At 67.4% G+C, this 23812-nt stretch carries 25 protein-coding genes; 11 read left to right on the plus strand and 14 right to left on the minus strand.

Going from position 1 to position 23812, the window contains the following annotated elements:
- Positions 1-37: 37 nt before the first annotated feature.
- The 4 genes from LPH33_RS24295 to LPH33_RS24310 form a co-directional block, all read right to left on the minus strand.
- On the minus strand, positions 38-1639 hold the full coding sequence (locus LPH33_RS24295; RefSeq protein WP_420714505.1) for an AMP-binding protein: 1602 nt from the start codon (positions 1637-1639) through the stop codon (positions 38-40).
- Between the two features lie 68 nt (positions 1640-1707).
- Positions 1708-2472 carry an SDR family NAD(P)-dependent oxidoreductase gene (locus LPH33_RS24300; RefSeq protein WP_229566458.1) on the minus strand — a complete coding sequence of 255 codons (765 nt, stop codon included), beginning with the start codon at positions 2470-2472 and terminating at the stop codon, positions 1708-1710.
- A 67-nt stretch (positions 2473-2539) separates the two neighbouring features.
- Entirely contained in the window at positions 2540-3670 is a 1131-nt protein-coding gene (locus LPH33_RS24305) for a thiolase family protein (protein ID WP_229566459.1), read from the minus strand.
- Positions 3671-3836: 166 nt separating this feature from the next.
- Positions 3837-5183: an MFS transporter gene (locus tag LPH33_RS24310; protein ID WP_229566461.1), complete on the minus strand. Its 1347-nt coding sequence runs from the start codon at positions 5181-5183 to the stop codon at positions 3837-3839.
- 301 nt (positions 5184-5484) lie between these two features.
- Between LPH33_RS24310 and LPH33_RS24315 the strand changes: the two genes are divergently transcribed.
- From LPH33_RS24315 to LPH33_RS24355, 9 genes are all read left to right on the plus strand, one after another.
- On the plus strand, positions 5485-6729 hold the full coding sequence (locus LPH33_RS24315) for a CoA transferase (RefSeq protein ID WP_229566462.1): 1245 nt from the start codon (positions 5485-5487) through the stop codon (positions 6727-6729).
- Positions 6726-7919: an acyl-CoA dehydrogenase family protein gene (locus tag LPH33_RS24320; RefSeq protein WP_016693093.1), complete on the plus strand. Its 1194-nt coding sequence runs from the start codon at positions 6726-6728 to the stop codon at positions 7917-7919. The genes LPH33_RS24315 and LPH33_RS24320 overlap by 4 nt, the downstream gene beginning before the upstream one ends.
- A 42-nt stretch (positions 7920-7961) precedes the next feature.
- The gene (locus LPH33_RS24325; RefSeq protein WP_016693092.1) at positions 7962-9119 is read left to right on the plus strand and encodes an acyl-CoA dehydrogenase family protein; all 1158 of its coding nucleotides are present in this window, start codon (positions 7962-7964) and stop codon (positions 9117-9119) included.
- 83 nt (positions 9120-9202) lie between these two features.
- The gene (locus LPH33_RS24330) at positions 9203-9823 is read left to right on the plus strand and encodes an AIM24 family protein (protein WP_085468585.1); all 621 of its coding nucleotides are present in this window, start codon (positions 9203-9205) and stop codon (positions 9821-9823) included.
- Positions 9824-9829: 6 nt separating this feature from the next.
- Complete coding sequence (locus LPH33_RS24335; protein ID WP_229566464.1) at positions 9830-10534, plus strand: AIM24 family protein; 705 nt, start codon at positions 9830-9832, stop codon at positions 10532-10534.
- Positions 10531-11280, plus strand: a complete 750-nt coding sequence (locus tag LPH33_RS24340; protein WP_016693090.1) for an AIM24 family protein — start codon at positions 10531-10533, stop codon at positions 11278-11280. The genes LPH33_RS24335 and LPH33_RS24340 overlap by 4 nt, the downstream gene beginning before the upstream one ends.
- 151 nt (positions 11281-11431) lie before the next feature.
- On the plus strand, positions 11432-11629 hold the full coding sequence (locus tag LPH33_RS24345; RefSeq protein ID WP_019290600.1) for a (2Fe-2S)-binding protein: 198 nt from the start codon (positions 11432-11434) through the stop codon (positions 11627-11629).
- A 48-nt stretch (positions 11630-11677) separates the two neighbouring features.
- Complete coding sequence (gene bfr / locus LPH33_RS24350; RefSeq protein ID WP_016693088.1) at positions 11678-12154, plus strand: bacterioferritin; 477 nt, start codon at positions 11678-11680, stop codon at positions 12152-12154.
- 91 nt (positions 12155-12245) lie between these two features.
- Positions 12246-12536, plus strand: a complete 291-nt coding sequence (locus tag LPH33_RS24355; RefSeq protein WP_229566465.1) for a GNAT family N-acetyltransferase — start codon at positions 12246-12248, stop codon at positions 12534-12536.
- Between the two features lie 78 nt (positions 12537-12614).
- Here LPH33_RS24355 and dmpG read toward each other — a convergent pair whose 3' ends face one another.
- The 4 genes from dmpG to LPH33_RS24375 form a co-directional block, all read right to left on the minus strand.
- Positions 12615-13670, minus strand: coding sequence for a 4-hydroxy-2-oxovalerate aldolase (gene dmpG / locus LPH33_RS24360; RefSeq protein ID WP_229566467.1), 1056 nt, complete (start codon positions 13668-13670; stop codon positions 12615-12617).
- Complete coding sequence (locus LPH33_RS24365; RefSeq protein WP_229566469.1) at positions 13667-14599, minus strand: acetaldehyde dehydrogenase (acetylating); 933 nt, start codon at positions 14597-14599, stop codon at positions 13667-13669. Before LPH33_RS24365 ends, dmpG begins: the two co-directional genes overlap by 4 nt.
- Complete coding sequence (locus LPH33_RS24370) at positions 14596-15441, minus strand: 2-keto-4-pentenoate hydratase (protein ID WP_059384406.1); 846 nt, start codon at positions 15439-15441, stop codon at positions 14596-14598. The genes LPH33_RS24365 and LPH33_RS24370 overlap by 4 nt, the downstream gene beginning before the upstream one ends.
- Positions 15442-15532: 91 nt before the next feature.
- Positions 15533-16288 carry an IclR family transcriptional regulator gene (locus LPH33_RS24375; protein WP_229568502.1) on the minus strand — a complete coding sequence of 252 codons (756 nt, stop codon included), beginning with the start codon at positions 16286-16288 and terminating at the stop codon, positions 15533-15535.
- 116 nt (positions 16289-16404) lie between these two features.
- Here LPH33_RS24375 and LPH33_RS24380 point away from each other — a divergent pair, with 116 nt between their 5' ends.
- Positions 16405-16941, plus strand: coding sequence for a DUF1992 domain-containing protein (locus tag LPH33_RS24380; RefSeq protein WP_229566470.1), 537 nt, complete (start codon positions 16405-16407; stop codon positions 16939-16941).
- Here LPH33_RS24380 and LPH33_RS24385 read toward each other — a convergent pair.
- Both LPH33_RS24385 and LPH33_RS24390 read right to left on the minus strand, forming a co-directional pair.
- Entirely contained in the window at positions 16928-17581 is a 654-nt protein-coding gene (locus LPH33_RS24385; RefSeq protein ID WP_060652561.1) for a CoA transferase subunit B, read from the minus strand. The genes LPH33_RS24380 and LPH33_RS24385 overlap by 14 nt on opposite strands.
- 3 nt (positions 17582-17584) lie before the next feature.
- Complete coding sequence (locus tag LPH33_RS24390) at positions 17585-18346, minus strand: CoA transferase subunit A (protein ID WP_081314610.1); 762 nt, start codon at positions 18344-18346, stop codon at positions 17585-17587.
- 202 nt (positions 18347-18548) lie between these two features.
- Here LPH33_RS24390 and LPH33_RS24395 point away from each other — a divergent pair, with 202 nt between their 5' ends.
- Complete coding sequence (locus LPH33_RS24395; RefSeq protein WP_060652559.1) at positions 18549-19322, plus strand: IclR family transcriptional regulator; 774 nt, start codon at positions 18549-18551, stop codon at positions 19320-19322.
- A gap of 7 nt (positions 19323-19329) precedes the next feature.
- Here LPH33_RS24395 and LPH33_RS24400 read toward each other — a convergent pair whose 3' ends face one another.
- The 4 genes from LPH33_RS24400 to LPH33_RS24415 are packed head-to-tail and all read right to left on the minus strand — an operon-like array spanning position 19330 to position 23805.
- Positions 19330-20151, minus strand: a complete 822-nt coding sequence (locus LPH33_RS24400) for an HpcH/HpaI aldolase/citrate lyase family protein (protein ID WP_229566472.1) — start codon at positions 20149-20151, stop codon at positions 19330-19332.
- Positions 20148-20642, minus strand: a complete 495-nt coding sequence (locus LPH33_RS24405; RefSeq protein WP_006550752.1) for a MaoC family dehydratase — start codon at positions 20640-20642, stop codon at positions 20148-20150. The genes LPH33_RS24400 and LPH33_RS24405 overlap by 4 nt, the downstream gene beginning before the upstream one ends.
- Positions 20639-21802 (minus strand): acyl-CoA dehydrogenase family protein, encoded by a 1164-nt coding sequence (locus LPH33_RS24410; protein WP_229566473.1) that lies wholly within the window; start codon positions 21800-21802, stop codon positions 20639-20641. Before LPH33_RS24410 ends, LPH33_RS24405 begins: the two co-directional genes overlap by 4 nt.
- Positions 21802-23805 carry an acetyl-CoA carboxylase biotin carboxylase subunit gene (locus tag LPH33_RS24415; RefSeq protein ID WP_229566475.1) on the minus strand — a complete coding sequence of 668 codons (2004 nt, stop codon included), beginning with the start codon at positions 23803-23805 and terminating at the stop codon, positions 21802-21804. The genes LPH33_RS24410 and LPH33_RS24415 overlap by 1 nt, the downstream gene beginning before the upstream one ends.
- Positions 23806-23812: the final 7 nt, after the last annotated feature.

Genomic DNA, 23812 nt, shown 5'->3' on the forward strand with positions numbered 1-23812 from the left:
CCGCGGCATCCGATGCCGGGGGTTTCTCGTGTGCGGGTCAGGAGACCGTCAGGCGCGATCGCAGATCGGTCTTGAGGATCTTGCCCGCGGCGGAGGTCGGCAGTGCGTCGACCACCACCACTTCGCGGATCTTCTTGTACGGCAGGACCCGTTCGGCGACGTATGCCTTCAGCTCCTCTTCGTCGGGCTCCTCGCCGGAGACGGGGACGACGAAGGCGACCGGCTCCTGACCGATCGCACCCACTTCACGGCCGACGACTGCGGCGGTGGACACCTTCGGGTGTGTCACCAGGATCTCCTCGAGCTCACGCGGATACACGTTGTAGCCCTTGTAGATCAGCATGTCCTTCGCGCGATCGGCGATGAACACGAAGCCGTCGGCATCCGCATATGCGATATCGCCCGTCGCGAGCCAGCCGTCGACGTACTGCTCGGCGGTGATCTCCGGGTGCCCGAGGTATCCACCGGTGACCTGGGGGCCACGCACCCACAATTCCCCGCGCTCGTCCGGCCCGAGGACGACCGACGGGTCGCCCTGCGCACGGATCTGCACCTCCGTGTCGAAGATCGGCAATCCGACGCTGCCGAGACGGTATCCCCCGTCGGCGACGAGCGGGGCCGACGTGACGACACAGGTGCCTTCGGTCAGACCATAACCCTCCGCAATCCGCGCATTGGGGAATGCCCGGCCGAGCGCTTCGAGCGTCACCCGATCGATCGGTGCCGCACCGGACGCCACGACTCGCACCGTCGACAGATCCCGAACCCCGACATCCGGATGCTCTGCGAGCGCATGCCACATAGCCGGGCTGCCGGTGATGTAACTCGCCTCGTACCGCTCGATGAGCTCGAGCATCCGCGCTGGCTCGAAGCGTCCTGCGAGCACCTGGGTCAGGCCGCACGCGAGAAGGAACGAAGTGTTGATCAGCGCGTGCGCGTGGAAGAGCGGGGATACCACGATCGTCGATCCGTGGCCCGGGATGACGCCGGCAATGTCCAGATCGTCGATCGGCTCGAGCGAGATCCGTCCGTCGACGTCGGCAACCAGCTGATGACCGGACCGCCACGCGCACATCTGGGTGACGTTGCCGACGACGTTGCGGTGCAGTACCCGCACACCCTTCGAAATGCCGGTCGTGCCACCGGTGTACGCGATGTGTGCGATGTCGTCCGGTCCGGTGACGACCGGTTCGAAGGTCGGGGGACGACCCTCGAGCGCATCACCGAAGTGCACGGCACCCGTCGCAGTGACCGCCGCGTCGGAGACGACGGCGATCAACCGGACACTCGTCCCCTCCGCGGCCCGCAGCAGCGTGTCCGCCTGCGTGGACTGCGTGACCGCCGCCACCGCGGAGGTCTCCTCGATCTGGCGGCGCAGGCCCGGCTCGGGCTGGAGCGGATTGACCAGCGTGACCGCCGCCCCTACGCGGAGTGCACCGTAGTAGGCGATGTGGAACTCGACGCAGTTGCCCAGGTGCAGGAGCACGACGTCGCGTGCGCGCACACCTGCCTCGTGCAGTACACCGGCGAACTGCGCCGATCGCGCGTCGAGGTCGTTGTAGGTGAGGACACGGTCACCGTCGACCACTGCGGGCCGGTCGCCGTAGACGGCGGCGAGACTCGGTGCCCACACCGCCATCGACGTCGCCGGGTACGACAGCGTGCGCTGCGTCCACGCGAAATCGGAAGTCATCGTCGACGCCCGACTCACCGCGGTGCCATACGGATGGCGCCGTCGAGGCGAATGGTCTCGCCGTTGATGTAGCCGTTCTCGAGGATGTTCGTGGCCAGCTGACCGAACTCGTCGGGTCGACCCAGACGCGACGGGTTGGGCACGGTCGCCTCGAGCGACTTGCGGACGTCCTCGCGCAGGCGGGCGAGCAGCGGGGTGTCCATGATGCCGGGGGCAATGGTGTTGACGCGGATGCCCTTGCTGGCGAGGTCGCGTGCGGCGACGATCGTCATTCCGACGATGCCGGCCTTGGACGCCGAGTAGTTGATCTGGCCGATCTGGCCCTCGAAGGCCGCGACGGAGGCCGTCATGACCACGGCGCCACGCTCGTCCTCGATGAGATCGAGTTCGGCCATGCGCTCGGCACCGAGACGCAGCGCGTTGAACGAGCCGATGAGGTTGAGGCGGATCACGAACTCGAAGTCCTCGAGCGAACCGGCCTTGCCCTCCTTGTCGAGGACGCGCATCTTGCGTCCGGCGCCGGCGCAGTGCACGACACCGCGCAGGCCGCCGCGCTCGTGCGCGACGTCGAGAGCCGCAGCGAACTGCTCCGAATCGGTCACGTCACCCGGCGCGAAGACGACGCCGTCGCCGAGTTCCTTGGCGATCTCCTCACCATTCGAGCCGGGAAGGTCGATGAGGGTGACGTTGCCACCGGCAGCCAGGACGCGACGTGCCGTGGCGAGACCGAGACCGGACGCTCCACCGGTGACGGCGACGGACAGACCCTTGAGTTCCATGGTGTTTCCTTCGGATTCGTAGCAGCTTGGGTGAGGTGAGATCAGTAGATCTTGGAGAGCCTTCGGCTCAGAGAAGTTCGAGGATGGTGGCGTTGGCCATGCCGCCGGCCTCACACATCGACTGCAGGCCGTAGCGGATACCGTTGTCGCGCATGTGGTGCACGAGGCGGGTCATGAGAATCGCGCCGGAGCCGCCGAGGGGGTGGCCGACACCGATCGCGCCGCCGAGCGGGTTGAGACGGTCGGGCTTCGCGCCGGTCTCGACCTGCCATGCGAGCGGCACCGGCGCGAAGGCCTCGTTGATCTCGAAGGCGCCGATGTCGTCGATGGACAGACCGGAACGCTTCAGGGCCTTCTCGGTGGCGGGGATCGGGCCGGTGAGCATGATGACCGGATCGGCGGCGGCGACGACTGCGGTGTGGATGCGCGCGAGCGGGGTCCAGCCCTGTGCCGCAGCGTATTCGCTGGTGGTGATGAGCAGGGCGCCGGCACCGTCGGAGATCTGCGAGGAGTTGCCGGCGTGGATCACGCCGTCCTCCTTGAAGACGGTCTTGAGCTTGGCGAGCGATTCGACGGTGCCGCCGCGGCGGATGCCCTCGTCGGTGGCGAAGTCGCCGACCGGGGCGATCTGACCGGTGAACGCGCCCGCGTCGGTGGCGGCCGCGGACAGTTCGTGCGAGCGCAACGAGAATTCGTCGAGCTGCGTGCGGGAGAAGCCCCACTTCTCGGCGATCATCTCGGCGCCGATGCCCTGGCTGAAGCCTCCGACCTCGAAGCGGTCGAGCACGTTCTGTGGGAAGTGCTGACCGTCCTTGCTGGAGCTGCCCATCGGCACGCGGCTCATGGACTCGACACCACCGGCGATCACGACGTCGTTCTGACCGGAGATGACGGTCGCGGCAGCGAAGGACACGGCCTGCTGGCTCGATCCGCACGCCCGGTTGATGGTGGTGGCGGGCACGGTGACCGGCCATCCGGCCGCGAACACGCCGCTGCGCGAGACGATTCCGGCCTGGTCGCCGACCTGGCTCACGCAACCCCACTGGACGTCGTCGATCGTGGCGGGATCGAGGCCGGTCCGCTCGGCCAGTACGGTCAGCACGTGTGCGGACAGGTTGACGGGATGGATCTCGGACAGTGCACCACCGCGACGTCCGATGGGGGAACGGACGGCGTCGACGATCACGGCATCGCGCATGCGAATCGGTCCTTTGCTGTTGCGGGACACGGTTGCCGGGCAACCGTGGTGGGAAACGACGACCGGCCGGGTGGTGGTCCTCACATTCGAGGAGACCATGCACCCGGCCGGTAGGGGAAAGTCTTTCGGCGGAAGCGTCCGTTAGGCGGAAGCTATGCCGAACTGGTCAGGCCGCAGCCCGGATGATCTTGCGGTCACGCTCCGGGTTCGCCAGGAACAGGACCAGGATCGCGGCGAGCGCACCGAGTGCACCGATGACCTGGAAGGCCGTTGCGTAGCCCTCCGCCGCAGTGGCGGCGTTGTCGACGAGGACACCCGTGCCGTAGGGGGCGACGAGGCCGCCGACGGCCATCAGGGCGAGGAAGACACCCATCGTGCCGGCGGTCTGCTGCGGCGGGCACAGCTCGGAGATCGCGGCGTTGATCAGCGGGAACGCGATGGCACCGAAGCCGTAGCCGATGGAGACGACCGCGACGGCGAGGGCCGGCGTACCGATGGACGGGAGGAAGACCAGGATGGCACCGCAGATGAGCACGCCGACGGCGGGCACGATGATGCGGACGACCCGCGAACGGTAACCCTTGGCGCTGAGACGGTCGGTGACCGTACCCGAGCTGATCATGAGGAACAGGCCGATGATGGACGGCAGGGCGAACATCGAGCCGGCCTGCAGGGCGCTGTAGCCGAGGCCGACCTCGAAGTAGGACGGCAGCCAGGTCAGGACGACGGTGGTGAGCGCGTAGACGACCATGATCAGGATCGCGCAGCTGACGAACGTGCGGGTGAGGAAGATCTTGCGCCACGGCACGGACGGCTCGGTCTGCGCGGCGGAAGCGGAGGTTTCGGCGCCCTTGACCGCCTTGGTCGTGTAGGGGCCTTCCTTCCAGCCGAGGAGCCAGAAGCCCATCCAGACCGCACCGAGGATCGACAGCGAGATCAGCGCGGCACGCCAGCCCCACTCGACGGTGATGAAGGTCAGGACGGGAGCGAGGGCGATCTTGGCGACCGAGGCGGAACCGGCCAGGAATGCGCCGGGCAGACCGCGCTTGGCCGGCGGGTGCCACGAGTACGCGGCGGTGTGCATGAGAGCCGAGCTCGGTCCTTCGGCGAGACCGAGCAGCATGCGAGTGACCACCAGCATCGTGAAACTCGCGCTGACGACCAGCGGCAGCATGACCACCGACCAGATCAGGCCGAGAGCCAGCAGGGCCCAGCGGAGGGTCAAGTACTTGTTCAGCGGCCCGGCGAAGAATCCGCCGACGGTGAATGTGACGAAGAACAGCGAACCGACCAGGCCGATCTGGGAGGAGCTCATGCCGAGCTCACGCGCCAGAGGCTGGGCGATAATGCCGAGGACGGCCTTGTCGGCGTAGTTGACGACGTAGAGGAAGATGACCAGACCGGTCATGCTCCACGCGCGGCCGGGGGTCACGAGAGGTGTCGAGCCGGTCGCCGGCCCGCTGGGTCCGCCGGCGGTTGCCGGCTTGTCGTGCGCGATTTCGCCTGTGGTCACGGGGAGTCCCTTCAGAACTCGAGCGGGATGGCCGACTTACGAACAATCTGCATGTCGTTGTCGGAAGAACGTCACGCCTGGCGTCTGCATGCATTGAACGTGAGCCATGTCACCTGACGCAAAGAGCGGAAGGCGAACGAATCGATCACTGAAACCTATGACCCATCACAAGGCAGATTGAGGCCTCATCGAGTATTGGTCTGCGCTAACCGAGCGATAGCCGATCGGTGCTGTTCCCGGCGGCAAAACCTGGGCATGCTGACTGTGCCCGAAACAATCTGCGACGACGAGCGAGCCCAGCATGAACTCCACCGCTTCCACCGACGAGCTGCCCTCGTCCACTGCGCCCCTCGCGGGAGTGCGCGTGGTCGAGGTGTCCAGCTTCGTGGCCGCACCCCTGTGCGGCATGACCCTGGCCGCGCTCGGCGCCGACGTGATCCGGGTCGACCCGATCGGCGGCGCTGCCGATTACCGCCGCTGGCCGGTCACCGACGACAACGAGTCGATCTACTGGGCCGGCCTGAACAAGGGCAAGCGGTCGTTCGCGGCGGACTTCCGTAACCCGGACGCGCAGAACCTGATCCGCGACCTGATCATCGACGCAGGAGTGCTGGTCACCAACGCCGCCGGTCGTTCGTGGCTCGACTACGACGAGCTCGCCGCGATCCGCCCCGATCTGATCCACGTGCAGGTCCTCGGCCGCGCCGACGGCACCGGTGCTGTCGACTACACCGTCAACGCCGCCGCCGGCTTCCCGCAGGTCACCGGCGCCGAGAACGTCTCGACCCCGGTCAACCACGTGCTGCCCGCCTGGGACGTCTCGTGCGGTCTGTACGCGGCACTGTCGGTCGCCTCGGCCGTCTACCGCCGCGAGATCACCGGTGCCGGAACGAAGGTCGTGCTCCCGCTCGAGGACGTCGCGTTCGCGACCGTCGGCAACCTCGGTTACATCGCCGAGGCCCAGCTCGGCCGTCCCGTCCGGGAGAAGGTCGGCAACTCCGTCTACGGCACCTACGGCGCCGACTTCGCTACCAGCGACGGCGCGCGCTTCATGCTCGTCGCCCTCACGCCGCGCCACTTCCGCGATCTCACCGAGCTCACCGGCACCGCCGAGGCCGTGGCCGCACTCGAATCCGCCCTGGGCGTCGACTTCCGCGACGAGGGCACCCGGTTCGAGCACCGCCACGTGCTCAACAGCCTGTTCGGCGCCTGGTTCTCGCGCCACACCGCCGACGAGGTCGAGAAGGCTCTGGGCGGCACGTCGGTCCTGCACGAGCGCTACCGCACCTTCGCCGAGCTCGCCGCCGACCCGCGCGTGACCGACAACCCGATGTTCCACAAGCTCGACCAGCCGCGCATCGGCAGCTACCACGCCCCGAGCACCCCGATGTCCTTCGACGGCCGGTACCCCGAGGTCCGCCCCGCGCCGGCCAACGGCGACGACACCGCCGAGGTGCTCACCGAACATCTCGGGCTGACCGACGACGAGATCGACGCCCTCGCAGCTTCCGGCACCATCCGCATCTCCCAGAAAGAGCACGCATGACCCGCCTCGCCCAGACCCTCGGTCTGACGGAATTCCAGTCCGAGATCCTCGACACGGTCCGCACCTTCGTCGACCGCGAGATCATCCCGAACGCTCAGGAACTCGAGCACTCGGACACCTACCCGCAGGCCATCGTCGACCAGATGCGCGAGATGGGCCTGTTCGGGCTGATGATCCCCGAGGAGTACGGCGGACTCGGCGAGTCGCTGCTGACCTACGCGCTGTGCGTCGAGGAACTCGCCCGCGGCTGGATGAGCGTCTCCGGCGTCATCAACACGCACTTCATCGTCGCGTACATGATCCGCCAGCACGGCACCGAAGAGCAGAAGCAGTACTACCTGCCGCGCATGGCCACCGGTGAGGTCCGCGGCGCGTTCTCGATGTCCGAGCCCGAACTCGGCTCCGACGTCGCCGCCATCCGCACCAAGGCCAAGCGCGACGCCGACGGCAACTACGTCATCAACGGCCAGAAGATGTGGCTGACCAACGGCGGCAGCTCCACCCTCGTCGCCGCCCTGGTCAAGACCGAGGAGGGCTCCGACAAGCCCCACAAGAATCTGACCACCTTCCTGGTCGAGAAGCCCGCCGGCTTCGGTGAGGTCGTCCCGGGTGTCACCATCCCCGGCAAGATCGACAAGATGGGGTACAAGGGCATCGACACCACCGAGCTCGTCTTCGACAACTACAAGGCCTCGGCCGATTCGATCCTCGGCGGCGAGCCCGGCAAGGGCTTCTTCCAGATGATGGACGGTGTCGAGGTCGGCCGCGTCAACGTCTCGGCCCGCGCGTGCGGTGTCGCGATCCGCGCGTTCGAGCTCGCCGCCCGCTACGCCCAGCAGCGCACCACCTTCGGCAAGCCCATCGCCCAGCACCAGGCGATCTCGTTCTCCCTCGCGGAGATGGCCACCAAGGTCGAGGCCGCGCACCTGATGATGGTCAACGCCGCGCGTCTGAAGGACTCGGGTGAACGCAACGACGTCGCCGCCGGTATGGCCAAGTACCTCACCAGCGAGTACTGCTCCGAGGTCACCCAGGCCAGCTTCCGCATCCACGGCGGCTACGGCTACTCGAAGGAGTACGAGATCGAGCGCCTCATGCGCGAGGCTCCCTTCCTGCTCATCGGTGAGGGCACCAGCGAGATCCAGAAGACGATCATCAGCAAGGGTGTGCTGCGCAGCTACGCACTGTAAGGTGCACCCCCACAATCACATCCATCCCTGGAAGGACAACGCGTGAAGCGCACGCTGTACAACGAGGATCACGAGGCGTTCCGGCAGACCGTCCGCGACTTCATCGCGAAGGAGGTCGTGCCCGTCTACCCCGAATGGGAAGAGGCCGGCCATCCTCCGCGCGAGTTCTACAACCGCATGGGCGAACTCGGGCTCCTCGGCATCCAGGTTCCGGAAGAGTACGGCGGCGGCGGCGAGACTTCGCTGAAGTTCAACGTGATCCTCGCCGAGGAGGCGTCGGCGGCCGGTGTGTCGTTCGGTTCGTCGTCGGTGCACTCGAACCTGATCCTGCCGTACATCATGCAGAACGCCACCGAGGAGCAGAAGCAGCGCTGGCTTCCCGGATTCGCCTCGGGTGAGCTGATGTTCGCCATCGCGATGACCGAGCCGGGCACCGGTTCCGACCTCGCCAACATCGCGACCACCGCGAAGCTCTCGGAGGACGGCAGCCACTACGTCCTCAACGGCGCGAAGACGTTCATCACCGGCGGCGCTCTCGCCGACCGTATCCTCGTCGTGGCACGCACCTCGCCGTACAACCCCGAGGACCGCCGCGGCGGCCTGTCGATCCTGGTGGTGGACACCAAGAGCGAGGGCTTCGCGGTCGGACGCAAGCTCCACAAGATCGGTCTCAAGACCTCGGACACCGCCGAGCTGTCGTTCGACGACGTGAAGGTGCCGGTCGCCGATCTGCTCGGCAAGGAGGGCGAGGCGTTCTCGTACCTGACACAGAACCTCGCGCAGGAGCGTCTCACCATCGCGTTCGGAGCTGCCGCCACCGCGGCCGCGGCGATCCAGCACGCCATCGCATACACCAAGGACCGCAAGGTCTTCGGCAAGCCGGTCGCGTCCTTCCAGAACACCAAGTTCGTGCTCGCCGAGTGCTCGACCGAACTGCAGGCCATGCAGATCATGGTCGACAACGCGATCGAGCTCAACGACCGGGACGAACTGACGGTGCCCGACGCCGCCCGCGCGAAGCTGTTCGCGACGGAGGCCGCCGGCCGCATCATCGACAAGTGCCTGCAGCTGCACGGCGGCTACGGCTACATCACCGAGTACCCCATCGCCCGCCTCTACGCCGACACCCGCGTGACCCGCATCTACGGCGGTACCAACGAGGTCATGAAGACGATCATCGCCAAGGATCTGGGGCTGTAGGTCTTCTGTAGTTCTTCGGTGGAGTGGGCCCCGCTATCCGGGGTCTACTCCACCGAAGTCGTTTCCGACTATCGTTTCCCGCCATGCGGTTAGTCGTGAAGACCAAGAGGGTGATCGAAGCCCACCTGAGCAATTCGTCCGTCCGTGCCTTGTCGGGGTCGATGGTGGCGTACGAAGGGCAGGTCGGCTTCAAGTCCGCCGGATTCGGTGGTGGCGAGGGTGTTCTCTCCGGATTGCGGCAGCGCGCGACGGGTGAGGGGCTCTCGCTCATGGAGTGCAGCGGCACGGGCGTCGTCTACTTCGCGCACCAGGCGCAGGACGTCACGGTGCTGGAGCTGAACAACGAGACCCTGCAGGTCGAGTCCGAGCAGCTGCTGGCGCTGAGCGGGAACCTGAACACGAACGTGACGTTCGCGGGTCTGCGCGGCGGCATGAGCGGCCAGGGCCTGTTCACCACGACGGTGACGGGGACCGGGCAGGTCGCGCTGCTCTCGGCCGGTGGCCCGCTCATCCATCTCGAGGTGTCGCCGCAATATCCCCTCGTCGTCGATCCCGACGCCTTCGTGTGCGCGAAGGGTCAGCTCACGCAGTCGTTCGTCACCGACGTGTCGTGGCGCTCGGCCATCGGTCAGGGCAGCGGCGAGGCGTTCTCCCTCAAATGGGACGGCGTGGGCGTGGTCTCCATCCAGCCGGCGGAACGGTAGGAACAGATGAGCTTCACGAAGATCAACGGCAAGGTCGTGCGCGTCGACCTGCGGCAGTCCGGTTCCGTCGTGGCGCGTCGCGGCGCGATGCTGTTCTACACCGGCAATGTCCGGTTCTCCCCCCACGGCGTTCCCGGCGGCACGGGAGGCGCTCCCGGTCTCGGCGGTCTCGCCGGTATGGCGGGACGCATGCTGCAGGGTGAACACGAGGCCACGATGCTCGCGCAGGGCGACGGTGTCGTGCACTACGGCTTCCGGGGTCTGGAGACGCACATCGTCGACATGTCCGCGGGCGGGGAACTACGCGTGGAGGCGTCGCGCCTGCTCGCTCACACCACCGGTCTGCAGTCCACGGTCGTCTCGGTGGCCGCGGCCTCCGGTGGTGGCGGTGGCGGCGGCGGTCTGCTCGGGGCGCTGCGCGGCGCCGCCACGGGCGCGATGACCGGCACCGGCATGTTCACCACCCAGCTGACCGGCCAGGGTGCGGCGGTGCTGCTCGCCCACGGCGGCGTGTTCGAGCTGCAGGTGGGCGGTCCGACACCGGTGGTCGTCGACCCGCAGGCGTTCGTGGCGTCCTACGGCCCGGTCCGCACCGAACTGAAGTCGTCGATGAGCTGGCGGAACGTCGGTCGCACCGGCGGGGAGGCCATGCAACTCGAATGCAGCGGACAGGGCATCGTCTACGTGCAGGCATCGGAGGAGAAGCTGTGAGTACCGTTCTGAACCCGTCGAGCTTCGGCGGCAGCGACAACGTGCCGGGCAATCCCTACGCCTACTGCATCGATCTGCAGACGCCCTGGTTCCTGTCGAAGGGCGCGATGATCGCGTACTACGGCCAGGTGCAGTTCTCGGCACTCACCCACGGACTGCAGGGACATCTGTTGCACATGGTGGCCCAGCAGTTCTCCGCTCCGCTCTATCTCGGCGACTACGTCGTGGCCGAAGGCTTCGGGAAGCTGATCATCGGCGACCGCGGATACGACATCAACTCGTACGACCTCGACGACGGCAACCTCACGATCCGGCAGGCCAATCTGCTGGCCTTCGAACCGGGGCTGTCGCTCAACCAGTCGATCGTTCCGGGTTTCCTCACCCTCATCGGTACGGGCCGCTTCCTCGCGTCGTCGAACGGGCCGGTGATGTTCGCCGAACCGCCGCTGCGGGTCGACCCGGAGGCGCTCGTCGGCTGGGCCGACTGTCCGTCCCCCAGCCATCACTACGACGAATCGTGGATCACCGGATTCGTCTCGGCCGGGGCGCGGCGTTTCGGTGTGCAGTCCGGTGAGGAACGGCAGTTCGATTTCACCGGTGCCGGCACCGTCCTGATCCAGTCGAGCGAGAAGGTCCTCGACGATTCGTCGCTGGTGCGCACGATCGAGAACCAGATCCCCGGCCTCACCTCGCCCGGTCTGCACCGGATCAACCAGGTGGTCTCGCAACACCTGCAACAGCAGTAGCTGCGGTAACACCCCCTGGGACGGACCTGGGTATAACACGGATCCGACCCCCTCTTTCTGTGACTACGATCACAAGCTAGGCTAGCCTAAGCCGATGTAAGGTTTGGACAACCTAAGTGAGTGTTCCCTCAGTCGCAGAAAGGTGGCTCTGATGATCGTCTGCAGTTGCCACGCTCTTACCCACCACCACATCGAGGCAGAGGTGGCTGCGGGAGCACGCTGTACCCGCGAGGTGAGCGCCAAGTGCCGCGCCGGCACCGATTGTGGCAGCTGCGTCCGGAACATCTCGGCGATCATCCGGCAGGCTCGCGAGCGGAATGAGACGATCGAACTCGAGACCGCCGTGTAGCCAGCCCCTACCCGGCGGTAAACCTGATGGTTCACCCCGGGAGGTGCCATGAAGGGCGACAAGAAGGTCATCGAGTTGCTCAACGAACAACTCACCGCCGAGCTCACCGCGATCAATCAGTATTTCCTGCATTCGAAGATGCAGGACAATCGCGGATGGGCGAAACTCGCGAAGCACACTCGCGACGAGTCGTTCGACGAGATGCGTCACGCCGAGAGACTCACCGATCGGATCCTCTATCTCGACGGACTCCCCAACTACCAGCGCCTCGGCGCGTTGCGTCTGGGTCAGACCGTCAAGGAGATGCTCGAGGCCGACCTGCAGGTGGAGATCGAGGCCCGCGACCGGCTCCGGAAGGGAGCCGAGTACATGCGCTCGGTCAGCGACATCACCTCGGCCAACATCTTCGAGGAGATCCTCGCCGACGAGGAAGAACACATCGACTATCTCGAAACCCAGCTCGATCTGATCGAGCAGCTCGGCGAGCCGCTGTACCTCGCCCAGCACATCTCTCCGCCGGAATAACCCGGCACAGCAGAACGGGCCGCGGCACCTCGCCGCGGCCCGTTCTCTATGCTGTGGGACACACCAGCTTGTCGACGGTGAGAGGAAGACCATGAGCGATTCGTCCGTGACCATGGTGCACAACGCCGAGAAGCAGAGGTACGAAGTCCGGGATGAGGACGTCGTCGTCGGATACACCCAGTACCACCTCGACGACGACGGCCGCCTCGTCTTCGACCACACCGAGATCGACAAGGGTTACTCCGGTCAGGGACTCGGAGGCAAGCTCGTCGGCTTCGCCCTCGACGACGTCCGCGAACGCGGCAAGCGCATCGTCGCGATCTGCTCGTACGTCGACAAGTTCATCGAGAAGCACCCGGACTACCGGGATCTGACCGACTAGACATGCACGCGGGCGCGGCACGACCTGGTGGGTCGTGCCGCGCCCGACGCGATTGTTCCGGCTCGGTGCGGCCGGTGGTCAGTTACCCGTGCGGTTGCGCAGGTCGAGTGCGACGTCGGTGATCATGTCCTCCTGTCCACCGACGAGGCCGCGACGGCCGATCTCGACGAGGATGTCGCGGGTGTCGAGACCGTAGATGCTCGCGGCGGTCTCGGCGTGACGCAGGAAGCTCGAGTACACGCCGGCGTAGCCGAGGGTGAGGGTCTCGCGGTCGACCTGGACGGGACGGTCCTGCAGCGGGCGCACGAGATCGTCGGCGGCGTCCTGCAGCCCGAACAGATCGCACGAGTGCTTCCAGCCGAGCAGATCGGCGACCGCGACGAAGGGCTCGATCGGGCAGTTGCCGGCACCGGCACCGTGTCCGGCCAGCGAGGCGTCGACGCGGATGACACCTTCCTCGACGGCACACACGGAGTTGGCGACCGACAGCGACAGGTTCTGGTGCGCGTGGATGCCGATCTGGGTGGTCTCGTTCAGGACCTCACGGTAGGCACGCACACGCTCGCGGACACCGTCCATCGTGAGGCGTCCGCCGGAATCGGTGACGTAGACGCAGTCGGCGCCGTAGGACTCCATGAGCTTCGCCTGGCGGGCGAGCTCCTCGGACGGGGCCATGTGCGACATCATGAGGAAGCCGGACACGTCCATGCCCAGTTCCTTCGCCGCGGCGATGTGCTGCGCGGAGACGTCGGCTTCGGTGCAGTGCGTCGCGATGCGCACCGACCGCACGCCGATCTCGTAGGCACGCTTCAGCTCGTGGACGGTTCCGATACCGGGCAGGAGCAGCGTGGTGAGCGTGGCCGAATTGATCGCTCCGGCAGCGGCTTCGAGCCACTCCCAGTCGGTGTTGCTGCCGGGACCGTAGGTCAGCGAGTGACCGGCGAGGCCGTCGCCGTGGGAGACCTCGATGGCGTCCACACCGGCACGGTCGAGCGCACCGGCGATCTTCGCGACATCCTGCGGCGTGATGCGGTGACGGATGGCGTGCATGCCGTCGCGCAGGGTCACGTCCTGGATGTACAGAGCCGTTCCGTCGCTTGCGAATTCGCGAGTCGTCGTCGTTGCCGCGGTCATGCCGTCACCTGATCCTTCTTGCGTGCCGCCACGGCGCGTGCGACCTGCAGCGCCGCGGAGGTCATGATGTCGAGATTGCCCGCGTACTCGGGCAGGTAGTGCGCTGCGCCCTTGACCTCGAGGAACACCGCGACCTTCCACAGGGGGCCGGTGTGGTCGGTGAGCGTCTCCATGGACTCGGTGACCTCGGTGAACTGCACCTCCTGCTTGAGGGTGTAGCCGGGCACGTATTCCTGGACCTTCGCGACCATCGCCTCGACGGACGCGACGATCTCGTCCTTGCGGTCCTCACCGACGAGCGCGAGCACGGTGTCGCGCATGATCATCGGCGGCTCGGCCGGGTTGAGGATGATGATCGCCTTGCCGCGCGTGGCGCCACCGATCTTCTCGATGGCCTGCGAGGTGGTCTCGGTGAACTCGTCGATGTTGGCGCGGGTGCCGGGGCCGGCCGACTTCGAGGAGATCGAGGCGACGATCTCGGCCCAGTGCACCTTGGTGACCTGCGAGATGGCCGCGACGATCGGGATGGTGGCCTGGCCACCGCAGGTGACCATGTTGACGTTCGGAGCGTCGAGGTGCTCGGTGAGGTTCACCGGCGGCACCGTGTACGGGCCGATCGCGGCCGGCGTCAGGTCGATGAGCATCTTCCCGTGCGGGCGCAGGACCTTCTCGTTGTACTCGTGGGCCTTCGCCGAGGTCGCGTCGAAGACGATCTCGATCTCGTCGAAGCGCGGGTGCTCGACGAGTCCTTCGACACCGGTCGAGATGGCGTCGATGCCGAGGCGCTTCGCCCGTGCGAGGCCGTCGGATTCGGGATCGATGCCGACGAGGGCGACGGTCTCGAGTTCGGCGTCGGCCAGTCGCTTGATCTTGATGAGCAGGTCGGTGCCGATGTTGCCCGACCCGATGATGGCAACCTTGGTGGTCATGAGTTCTCCTGTGCGGTGGAGCTTTCGGAAGAGAAACGCGCGGTGACGGTGCCGAGCGAGGAGATCTCGGCGCGGACCGTGACGCCGGGCGGCGCCGGAACCATCGGGCCGAGTGCCCCCGACAGCACGACCTGCCCTGCGCGCAGGGGCTGCCCGAACTCGCGTGCTGTGCGTGCGAGCCACAGCAGGGCGTTCAGCGGATCGCCGAGGCAGGCTGCGCCGTTGCCCTCGGAGACGAGCTCGTCGTCGACGTACATCCGCATGGTGGCGTCGATCGGCTCGAACTCGTCGAGGGTGAGCGTCTGCGAGCCGAGCACGTACAGGCCGCTGGATGCGTTGTCCGCGACCGTATCCGTGATCTTGATGTCCCAGCCGGCGACGCGGCTGTCGACGATCTCGAGAGCGGCGACCGCGTGCCCGACGGCGGCGCGGACGGTCGCGAGGTCGAGATCGTCCGAGTCGAGATCGGCGGAGAGGACGAACGCGATCTCGGCCTCGGCCTTCGGCTGCAGCAGGCGCTCACTGGGCACCTCGTCGAGAGCGGTGACGTCCATGTCCTCGAAGAGGACACCGAAGTCGGGGCGGTCGACACCGAGCTGCTGCTGCACCGCCGGGGAGGTCAGGCCGATCTTGCGTCCGACGATGCGGGCACCTTCGGCGAGCCTGCGGTCGGTGAGCTGCTGCTGCACCGCGTACGCCAGGTCGATGTCGGTCTCCCCGAGCAGGTCGCGGACCGGACCGCACGGTGCGGAGCTGCGTGTGGCCTCGATGAGACGATCGGCCGCCGCACCGGCGATGCGGGTGCGATCCGCCGCTGATGTGGTGTTGGAGCTGGTAGTCATCACGTCCTCGTCGTTCGATGGATTACGACCATCGTGGCGGCGAGGTCCGCCCCCGTACAGGAGTGCGTTCCGGTGAGTGGAACGTGCGCGCTCAGAGTTTGCGGATGGCCTCGCGGCGGGCGTGGGTGGCGGCGATCCCCGCGGCGGCGGCCTTCACCGCGCCCTCGTGCTTCTCCGGACGGAACCGGGTGACGGGACCGGTGACGCTCACGGCCGCGATGGGGCGCTCGTCCGCATCGAGGATCGGAGCGGCCACGCAGGCGAGACCGACCGCGGACTCCTCGAATTCGAACGCCACCCCGCGCTCGAGCACGGTCGCGAGATTCGCCCCGAGTCGTCCGGGGGTCGTGATGGTGCGGGGAGTCTTGCGCGCCAACCCTGCCTCGACCACCTCGGCCAGCAGCTCCGGCGGGGAGAACGCGAGAAGAGCCTTGCCGATCCCGGTGCAGTACATGGGCATTCGCCCACCGATCCGGGACGGCGTGGACGCGGGGCGATGTCCGCCGATCTTCGAGACGTAGACGACCTCGACGCCTTCGGGGACACCGAGGTGCACGGTCTCGTGGGTGCGTTCGTACAGGTCCTCCATGAACGGGATGGCGACCTCGACCAGTCCCCGCTCGAGGGAGGCGCGCAGACCCAGTTCGAAGAGCTGACCGCTCAGGCGGTAGCCCGCGGGATCCTTGTCGAGCAGCCGGACGGCGACGAGATCGGTGACGACGCGGTGCAGCGTCCCCTTCGGCAGACCGGTGCGTCGGCCCAGTTCGGCGAGGGTGAGAACGTGGTCGTCGGCAGTGAACGCCCACAGCACGGTGACGACCTTGCCGAGCACCGTGTTGGTGTCCACCCCGTCGCCCGGCGGGCGGGCATGCACCGGCGACTCGCGCTGTCCTTCCACGTGGCTCAGGTTAGGACACCTCGCTCCGCACGCGTGACGGGCGCCCGCGCTGGCATCCTGGATGTGTGACCGAGCGCAAGCGGTGGGATCTGACGTTCGAGACGTGGATCGAACGGCAGATCCGCGTGGCGCAGGACCGGGGCGATTTCGACGATCTGCCCGGTTACGGCAAACCCATCCCCGATCACGGCGACGACGAGCTGTGGTGGGTGAAGAGTTATCTGGCGCGCGAGGGTCTGTCGACGGAAGCGTTGCTGCCGCCCGAACTGCAGCTGCGGCGCGAGATCGAGCGGCTGCCCGACACGGTCGGTTCGGCTCCCAGCGAGAAGGTGGTGCGCGAGATCGTCACCGATCTCAACCGGCGGATCGCCGACTGCCTGCGTTTCCCGAGCGGCCTGCCCGTACCGATCCACAAGGTCGACGCCGAGGAGATGGTGGAGGTGTGGAAGCTCGAACGGGCCCGTCGTCGCGAGGAGGCCCGCACGGCCCTGAACTCGACGCGGCCCCGGCTCGAGACGGAGTCCGAGACCGGGGTCGCGCGGAGAAGATGGATCTTCCGGTGGTTCCGCAGGCGGAACCGGCCGGTCGTCACGGAAGGGTGAGCGGTGCTCCGGTCGCGGCGCGCACCTGTTCCTCGGTGACGCCGGGGGCGCACTCGGTGAGGACGAGGCCGTCGGCGGTCACGTCGATCACCGCGAGATTGGTGATGATGCGCTGCACCACGCCCTCGCCGGTGAGCGGCAGCGAGCACTCCGAGACGATCTTCGGGTTGCCCTGCTTGTCGGTGTGCTCCATGAGCACGATGACCTTGCGGGCGCCGTGGACGAGATCCATCGCTCCGCCCATGCCCTTGACCATCTTGCCGGGCACCATCCAGTTGGCGAGGTCGCCGGTGGCCGAGACCTCCATACCACCGAGCACCGCGGTGTCGATGTGGCCGCCGCGGATCATGCCGAAGCTCAGCGCCGAATCGAAGAAGGCAGCACCGGGGTTGACGGTCACGGTCTCCTTGCCGGCGTTGATCAGATCGGGATCGACCGCGTCCTCGGTCGGGTACGGCCCGGTGCCCAGGATGCCGTTCTCACTGTGCAGGGTGACGTGCACACCCTCGGGCAGGTAGTTGGGGATCAGCGTCGGCAGGCCGATACCGAGGTTGACGTACTCCCCCGGCGAGAGTTCCTGCGCGGCGCGCGCGGCCATCTGCGTGCGCGTCCAACCCTGTGTCTCGACAGCTGTGGTCATGTTCTACGCTCCCTTCGCGGCGCTGACGGTGCGCTTTTCGATCTGCTTGTCCTGGACACCGGTGTGCACGACCCGGTTCACGAAGATTCCCGGGAGGTGCACCTCGCCCGGATCGATCTCGCCGGGTTCGACGAGTTCCTCGACCTGGGCGATGCACACGCGACCGGCCATCGCGGCGAGCGGGTTGAAGTTCATCGCGGCCTTGTTGAACACGAGGTTGCCCTCGGTGTCGCCCTTGAGGGCGTGCACGAGCGAGAAGTCGGCAGTGATGGACTCCTCGAGCACGTACCGCTTGCCGCGGAACTCGCGGATCTCCTTCGCCGGCGACGCCACGGCGATCGAACCGTCGACGTTGTACTTCCACGGCAGTCCGCCCTGGGAGATGGGCGTGCCGACGCCGGCGGGGGTGAAGAAGGCGGGGATGCCCGCGCCACCGGCGCGGAGCTTCTCGGCGAGAGTGCCCTGCGGGGTCAGCTCGACCTCGAGCTCACCCGAGAGGTACTGCCGGGCGAATTCCTTGTTCTCCCCGACGTACGACGCAGTGACCCGGCGGATGCGCTTGCTGCCCAGCAGGATTCCGAGGCCGTGGCCGTCGACGCCGCAGTTGTTGGAGAACACCTCGAGGTCTGTCGCCCCGGTGTCGGCGATGGCCTGGATCAGGATGTCGGGGATACCGCACAGTCCGAATCCGCCCACCGCGAGCGTCGCACCGTCACGGATGTCGGCGACGGCCTCCGCCGCCGTCTCGAACACTTTCGTTGCCAACTCTCACCTCTCAGGTTTCCGGGGGAGCCGCGGGGCCCCGCTGGACCAATCACGTCCACTGGATGAACGCGGTCACATTCTCGGTTTCTACTAAAGAGTCTGCAGGTGGCGAACACAAGTACCTGCCGTAATCTCTCGGAAATTGGTCGTTCATCGAACGGAGACCCCATATGCGTTCACTGAGTGGACGTAGAATCGAGGCATGTCGTCCGATGCACGGGGTCAACTGGTCACGCGGATCGCCGCCCTGCTGCGCACCGTCTCGTCGCACGAACCGGAAGGGGTGACGACCTCGGAGGTCGCCCGCACCACCGATCTCGCCCGGCCCACGGTGCACCGGCTGCTCAGCTCGCTCGCCGACGAGGGACTCGTCGACCGGGATCCGGCCTCGGGACGCTGGACCCTCGGACCCGAGCTCTACCTGCTGGGATCGCTCGCCTCCGTGCGCTACGACATCACCGATCTCGCGGGCGACGTGCTGCGCGATCTGGCGCGCGCGACCGGCGAGAGCGTCTTCCTCTCCGCGCGGCGAGGCGACGAGACGGTGTGCCTGGCAATGGAGGAGGGCAGCTTCCCATTGCGTTCGCACGTGCTCCACATCGGGATCCGGTTCCCGCTCGGAGTGGCGTCGGCGGGGCTGGCGATCCTCGCGCACATGCCCGATCAGGACATCGAGGCGTATCTGTCGCGGGTGGATCTCACGGAGAATTGGGGACCGGACCATGCGCGACCCGCACTGGAGAAGCGGATCGAGGCGACACGGCTGGCCGGCTACGCCGTCAATCCGGCGCTGATCGTCGAGGGCAGTTGGGGAATGGGCGCCGCGGTGTTCGATCACCGCGGCGCCCCGACCTGGGCGTTGAGTCTGACCGGCGTGGAGAGCCGGTTCCGGCCCGATCGTGTGCCCGAACTCGGTGAGGCGCTGCTCGACAGCGCCCACCGTCTCACTCAGTTGTTGCGTCACCGTCCCCGGTGAGGCGCGGTCATGCCGAGGCAGCGGCCGACGCTCGTTGCAGCACGCGCTCGGCGTGGCGCAGCACCGGGGCGTCGACCATCCTCCCTTCGAAATCGAAGACGCCGCGTTCCGATTCGGCGGCCTCGAGAACGCGTCGCGCCCACGCCTCCTCCTCGGGGGTGGGCGCGTACGCCCGGCGGACGACGTCGACCTGGCTCGGATGGATCGACACCTTGATGTCGAATCCGACCGCCACGGCGTCGAGGGCCTCCTCGTGGAGACCGTCGGTGTCCTTGATGTCCAGATACACCGAGTCGAGCGCCCAGCGGGCGTGACCCTTCGCGGCGAGCAGGGTCACCGACCGGGCGTGCTGCGCGACCGCGCGGTACGTCCCGTCGGCGCGACGGCTCGCGTTGCCACCGAGTCCGGCGACGAGATCCTCGGCACCCCACATCATTCCGAGGGTGTTCTCGGCGACGGCGATGTCCTCCACCGCGAGCACCCCGAGGGGCGACTCGATGAGCGCGACCACCTCGAGCGGTGCGAGCGAGCGCACCTCGTCGCCGCTCTCGCATTTGGGCAGCATGACCCGCGTGTACGACGTGCGGCGCAGCGCCTCGAGATCGGCCTCGTGGTCGGCCGTGCCCACCGGGTTGACCCGCACCACGGTGCGTTCGGGGTCGAGCGGGGTGGCGATCAGCGCCTCACGGGCGGCCTGCTTGTCGGCCGGCGCGACGGCATCCTCGAGGTCGATGATCACCACGTCGGAGCGTTCGGCTGCCTTGGCGTAGCGCTCCGGACGATCGGCGGGACAGAAAAGCCATGCGGGGCCGGGGAGTTCCCAGGTCATGTCGTGGGCCTCTTCTGGACGAGAGTCTTGCGCACGGCGACGGCGACGACGTCGCCGTGCTGGTTGCGACCGGTGTGTTCGAGGGTGACGATGCCCTCCCCCGGCCGGCTCTTCGACTCGCGCTTGTCGACGATCTTCGTCTCGGCGTAGAGCGTGTCGCCGTGGAAGAGCGGCTTGGGGAAGGAGATCTCGGAGAACCCGAGGTTCGCGACGATCGTGCCCTGCGTGAGCTGGGCGACCGACAATCCCACGATGGTCGAGAGCGTGAACATCGAATTGACCAGACGCTCACCGAAACTGGTCTCGGCGGCGTAGGCGGCGTCGAGGTGCAGCGCCTGCGTGTTCATCGTCTGCGTCGTGAACAGCGTGTTGTCGGCTTCGGTGATCGTCCGGCCGGGGCGGTGCTCGTAGATCGCGCCGAGCTCGAATTCCTCGAACCACAGGCCGCGCTGGACGATCCGCTTCTCCACGGTGGTGTCGGTCTCGCTCACAGTCCCAGCTCCCGTCCGATGAGCATGAGCTGCACCTCGGTGGTGCCCTCACCGATCTCGAGGATCTTGCTGTCGCGGTAGTGGCGCGCCACGGCGTACTCGTTCATGAAGCCGTAGCCGCCGTGGATCTGCGTCGCGTCGCGCGCGTTGTCCATCGCGGCCTCGGACGCGACGAGCTTGGCGACCGCGGCCTGCTTCTTGAACGGCTTGCCGACGAGCATCGCGGCGGCGGCGTCGTAGTAGGCGGTGCGTGCGGCGTGCGCACGTGCCTCCATGCGGGCGATCTTGAAGGCGATGGCCTGGTTGTTGCCGATCGGGCTGCCGAAGGCCTCGCGCTCCTTGGCGTACTTCACCGATTCGTCGACGCAACCCTGCGCGGCTCCGGTCGACAGCGCGGCGATCGCGATGCGGCCCTCGTCGAGGATGCGCAGGAAGTTGGCGTAGCCGCGGCCCCGCTCGCCGAGGAGGTTCTCCTCGGGCACCCGCGCGTCGGCGAAGGTGAGCGGATGCGTGTCGGAGGCATTCCAGCCGACCTTGTTGTAGGCGGGTTCGGCGGTGAAGCCCGGCGTGGAGGTCGGCACGAGGATCGTGGAGATCTCCTTCTTGCCGTTCTCCCGCACACCGGTGACGGCGGTGACGGTCACCAGCGAGGTGATGTCGGTGCCGGAGTTGGTGATGAACTGCTTGTTGCCGTTGATGATCCACTCGCCGTTCTCGAGCTTGGCGGTGGTCTTCGTGCCTCCGGCGTCGCTGCCCGCACCCGGCTCGGTGAGACCGAAGGCAGCGAGGTTGCGACCGCTCGCGAGCTGCGGCAGCCACTCCTCCTTCTGCTTCTCGTTGCCGAATCGGTAGATCGGCATCGCACCGAGCGAGACACCGGCCTCGAGGGTGATGGCGACGGACTGGTCGACCTTGCCGAGTTCCTCGAGCGCGAGGCACAGCGCGAAGTAGTCGCCGCCCATGCCGCCGTACTCCTCGGGGAAGGGCAGACCGAACAGGCCCATCTCGGCCATGCCCTGCACGACCTCGTAGGGGAACGAGTGCTCGGCGTCGTGCTTGGCGGCGACCGGCGCGACCACCGTGCGGGCGAAGTCGGCGACCGTCTTGCGCAGCTGCTCGTACTCGTCGGGAAGTTGACCCGTAGCAAGGTATTCCGTCATCACTGTGCCTCTTCCGTGTCGGCGTGCGGGGTGACTCGCACGAGAAGTTGATCGACCTTGACCTGCTCACCGGCGGCCGCGAACAGTTCGACGGTGCCGTCGATGGGGGCGGTGAGCGAATGTTCCATCTTCATGGCCTCGACGACGACGAGCGTCTGCCCGGCCGTGACGGTGTCGCCGGAGGCGACGGACACCGCGATGACGGCGCCGGGCATCGGGCTGGTGATGTCGGCGTCGCCGGCGTGCGCGTCGTCGCCACGCACCGATGCCTCGCGCACCTCGCGGACGGCGACGCTGCCGTGGCCGTCGGAAAGCCAGACCGCACCGTCGGATTCGCCGACGCGGTAGCTGTGACGCCGGCCGTCGAGCACGACCGCCAGATCAGCGCCGTGCAGCACGGCGCTGAACCGGTAGGTCTCGCCGTCCTCGACCTCGGCGACACCGGCCGCCGGGCTTCCGGTCAGGCGCACGTGTGCGGTGCGGTCGCCGGAGGTGAGCCGCGACGTGACGGGCCGGTGGGCACCGACGCGCCATCCGTCGGGCACTGCCCACGGATCGGTGGTGTCGCCCGCCCAGCGGTCGAGCCACCGCAGGATCGCCGCGGCGACGAGCGTGGAATCGGCGGTCGTGGGGGCGGTGTAGTCGCCGACCCGGCGGTCGAGGAGTCCGGTGTCGAGCGCACCGGCCACGACGTCGTCGTCGGCGAGCAGGAACCGCACGAAGTCGACGTTGGTGACGACGCCGAGCACGGCGGTCTGTGCGAGCGCCCGGTCGAGGCGTCGCAGCGCGCCGGCGCGGTCGTCGGCGTGGGCGATGACCTTGGCGAGCATCGGGTCGTAGTCGCTGCCGACCACGGTGCCGGCACGGATACCGGAGTCGACGCGCACACCGGGGCCGGTGGGTTCGACGACGTCAGCGATCTCACCACCGGTCGGGAGGAAGCCGCGGGCCGGATCCTCGGCGTAGACGCGGGCCTCGATCGCGTGGCCGGTGAGGGTGATGTCGTCCTGGGTGAAGCCGAGCGGCTCGCCCGCGGCGATGCGCACCTGCCACTCGACGAGATCGAGGCCGGTGACCATCTCGGTGACCGGATGCTCGACCTGCAGTCGGGTGTTCATCTCCATGAAGAAGAACTCGTCCGGCTTGTCGGCGGAGACGATGAACTCGACGGTGCCGGCGCCGGTGTAGTCGACGCTGCGCGCGGTGTTGCACGCGGCCTCACCGATGCGGGCGCGGGTGGCCTCGTCGAGCAGCGGCGAGGGCGCTTCCTCGATGACCTTCTGGTGCCGTCGCTGGAGGCTGCACTCGCGCTCACCGAGGTGGACGACGTTGCCGTGCGCGTCGGCGAGGACCTGGACCTCGATGTGCCGGGGGCGCTGGACGAACCGCTCGAGGAAGAGGGTGTCGTCACCGAATGCCGACGCCGCTTCGCGACGGGCGGATTCGAGCGCGGCGGGCAGATCCTTCGGGTCCTCGACGAGGCGCATGCCCTTGCCGCCACCACCGGCGGACGGCTTGACGAGCACGGGGTAGCCGACTTCCTCGGCGCCCGCGATCAGTTCGTCGTCGCTCAGTCCGGGCCGGGAGATTCCGGGCACGACGGGAACGCCGAACTCCGACACCGCGGCCTTGGCGGTGATCTTGTCGCCCATGGTCTCGATCGCGTGGGCGGACGGACCGAGAAAGGCGATACCGGCGGTGGCGCACGCGGCAGCGAAAGCCGAGTTCTCCGAGAGGAATCCGTAGCCGGGGTGGATGCCCTGTGCACCGGTGGCGAGCGCCGCGTCGATGACCTTGTCGATCACCAGGTAGCTCTCACGCGCCGCGGCGGGTCCGAGCAGCACCGCGGTGTCGGCCTCCTGCACGTGCCGGGCGTCGCGGTCGGCCTCGCTGAACACGGCGACCGAGCGGATGCCCATCGCCTTCAGGGTGCGGATGACGCGCACCGCGATCTCACCGCGGTTGGCGACCAACACCGTGTCGATCCGAGTCGTATCAGTCATGGGTGCA

It is taken from the genome of Rhodococcus sp. RDE2 (assembly GCF_020885655.1).
In the GTDB taxonomy this organism is placed as follows: Bacteria; Actinomycetota; Actinomycetes; order Mycobacteriales; family Mycobacteriaceae; genus Rhodococcus; species Rhodococcus pyridinivorans.

Coding starts and splice junctions, on each gene's coding strand:
- LPH33_RS24355 (WP_229566465.1), top strand. CDS start 12,246: ATGAGCGATTCGTCCGTGACCATGGTGCACAACGCCGAGAAGCAGAGG.
- bfr (WP_016693088.1), top strand. CDS start 11,678: ATGAAGGGCGACAAGAAGGTCATCGAGTTGCTCAACGAACAACTCACC.
- LPH33_RS24410 (WP_229566473.1), bottom strand. CDS start 21,802: ATGACGGAATACCTTGCTACGGGTCAACTTCCCGACGAGTACGAGCAG.
- LPH33_RS24365 (WP_229566469.1), bottom strand. CDS start 14,599: ATGACCACCAAGGTTGCCATCATCGGGTCGGGCAACATCGGCACCGAC.
- LPH33_RS24295 (WP_420714505.1), bottom strand. CDS start 1,639: ATGGCGGTGTGGGCACCGAGTCTCGCCGCCGTCTACGGCGACCGGCCC.
- LPH33_RS24320 (WP_016693093.1), top strand. CDS start 6,726: ATGACCCGCCTCGCCCAGACCCTCGGTCTGACGGAATTCCAGTCCGAG.
- LPH33_RS24385 (WP_060652561.1), bottom strand. CDS start 17,581: ATGACCACAGCTGTCGAGACACAGGGTTGGACGCGCACGCAGATGGCC.
- LPH33_RS24395 (WP_060652559.1), top strand. CDS start 18,549: ATGTCGTCCGATGCACGGGGTCAACTGGTCACGCGGATCGCCGCCCTG.
- LPH33_RS24400 (WP_229566472.1), bottom strand. CDS start 20,151: ATGACCTGGGAACTCCCCGGCCCCGCATGGCTTTTCTGTCCCGCCGAT.
- LPH33_RS24300 (WP_229566458.1), bottom strand. CDS start 2,472: ATGGAACTCAAGGGTCTGTCCGTCGCCGTCACCGGTGGAGCGTCCGGT.
- LPH33_RS24370 (WP_059384406.1), bottom strand. CDS start 15,441: ATGACTACCAGCTCCAACACCACATCAGCGGCGGATCGCACCCGCATC.
- LPH33_RS24335 (WP_229566464.1), top strand. CDS start 9,830: ATGAGCTTCACGAAGATCAACGGCAAGGTCGTGCGCGTCGACCTGCGG.
- LPH33_RS24315 (WP_229566462.1), top strand. CDS start 5,485: ATGAACTCCACCGCTTCCACCGACGAGCTGCCCTCGTCCACTGCGCCC.
- LPH33_RS24345 (WP_019290600.1), top strand. CDS start 11,432: ATGATCGTCTGCAGTTGCCACGCTCTTACCCACCACCACATCGAGGCA.
- LPH33_RS24330 (WP_085468585.1), top strand. CDS start 9,203: ATGCGGTTAGTCGTGAAGACCAAGAGGGTGATCGAAGCCCACCTGAGC.
- LPH33_RS24415 (WP_229566475.1), bottom strand. CDS start 23,805: ATGACTGATACGACTCGGATCGACACGGTGTTGGTCGCCAACCGCGGT.
- dmpG (WP_229566467.1), bottom strand. CDS start 13,670: ATGACCGCGGCAACGACGACGACTCGCGAATTCGCAAGCGACGGAACG.
- LPH33_RS24305 (WP_229566459.1), bottom strand. CDS start 3,670: ATGCGCGATGCCGTGATCGTCGACGCCGTCCGTTCCCCCATCGGACGT.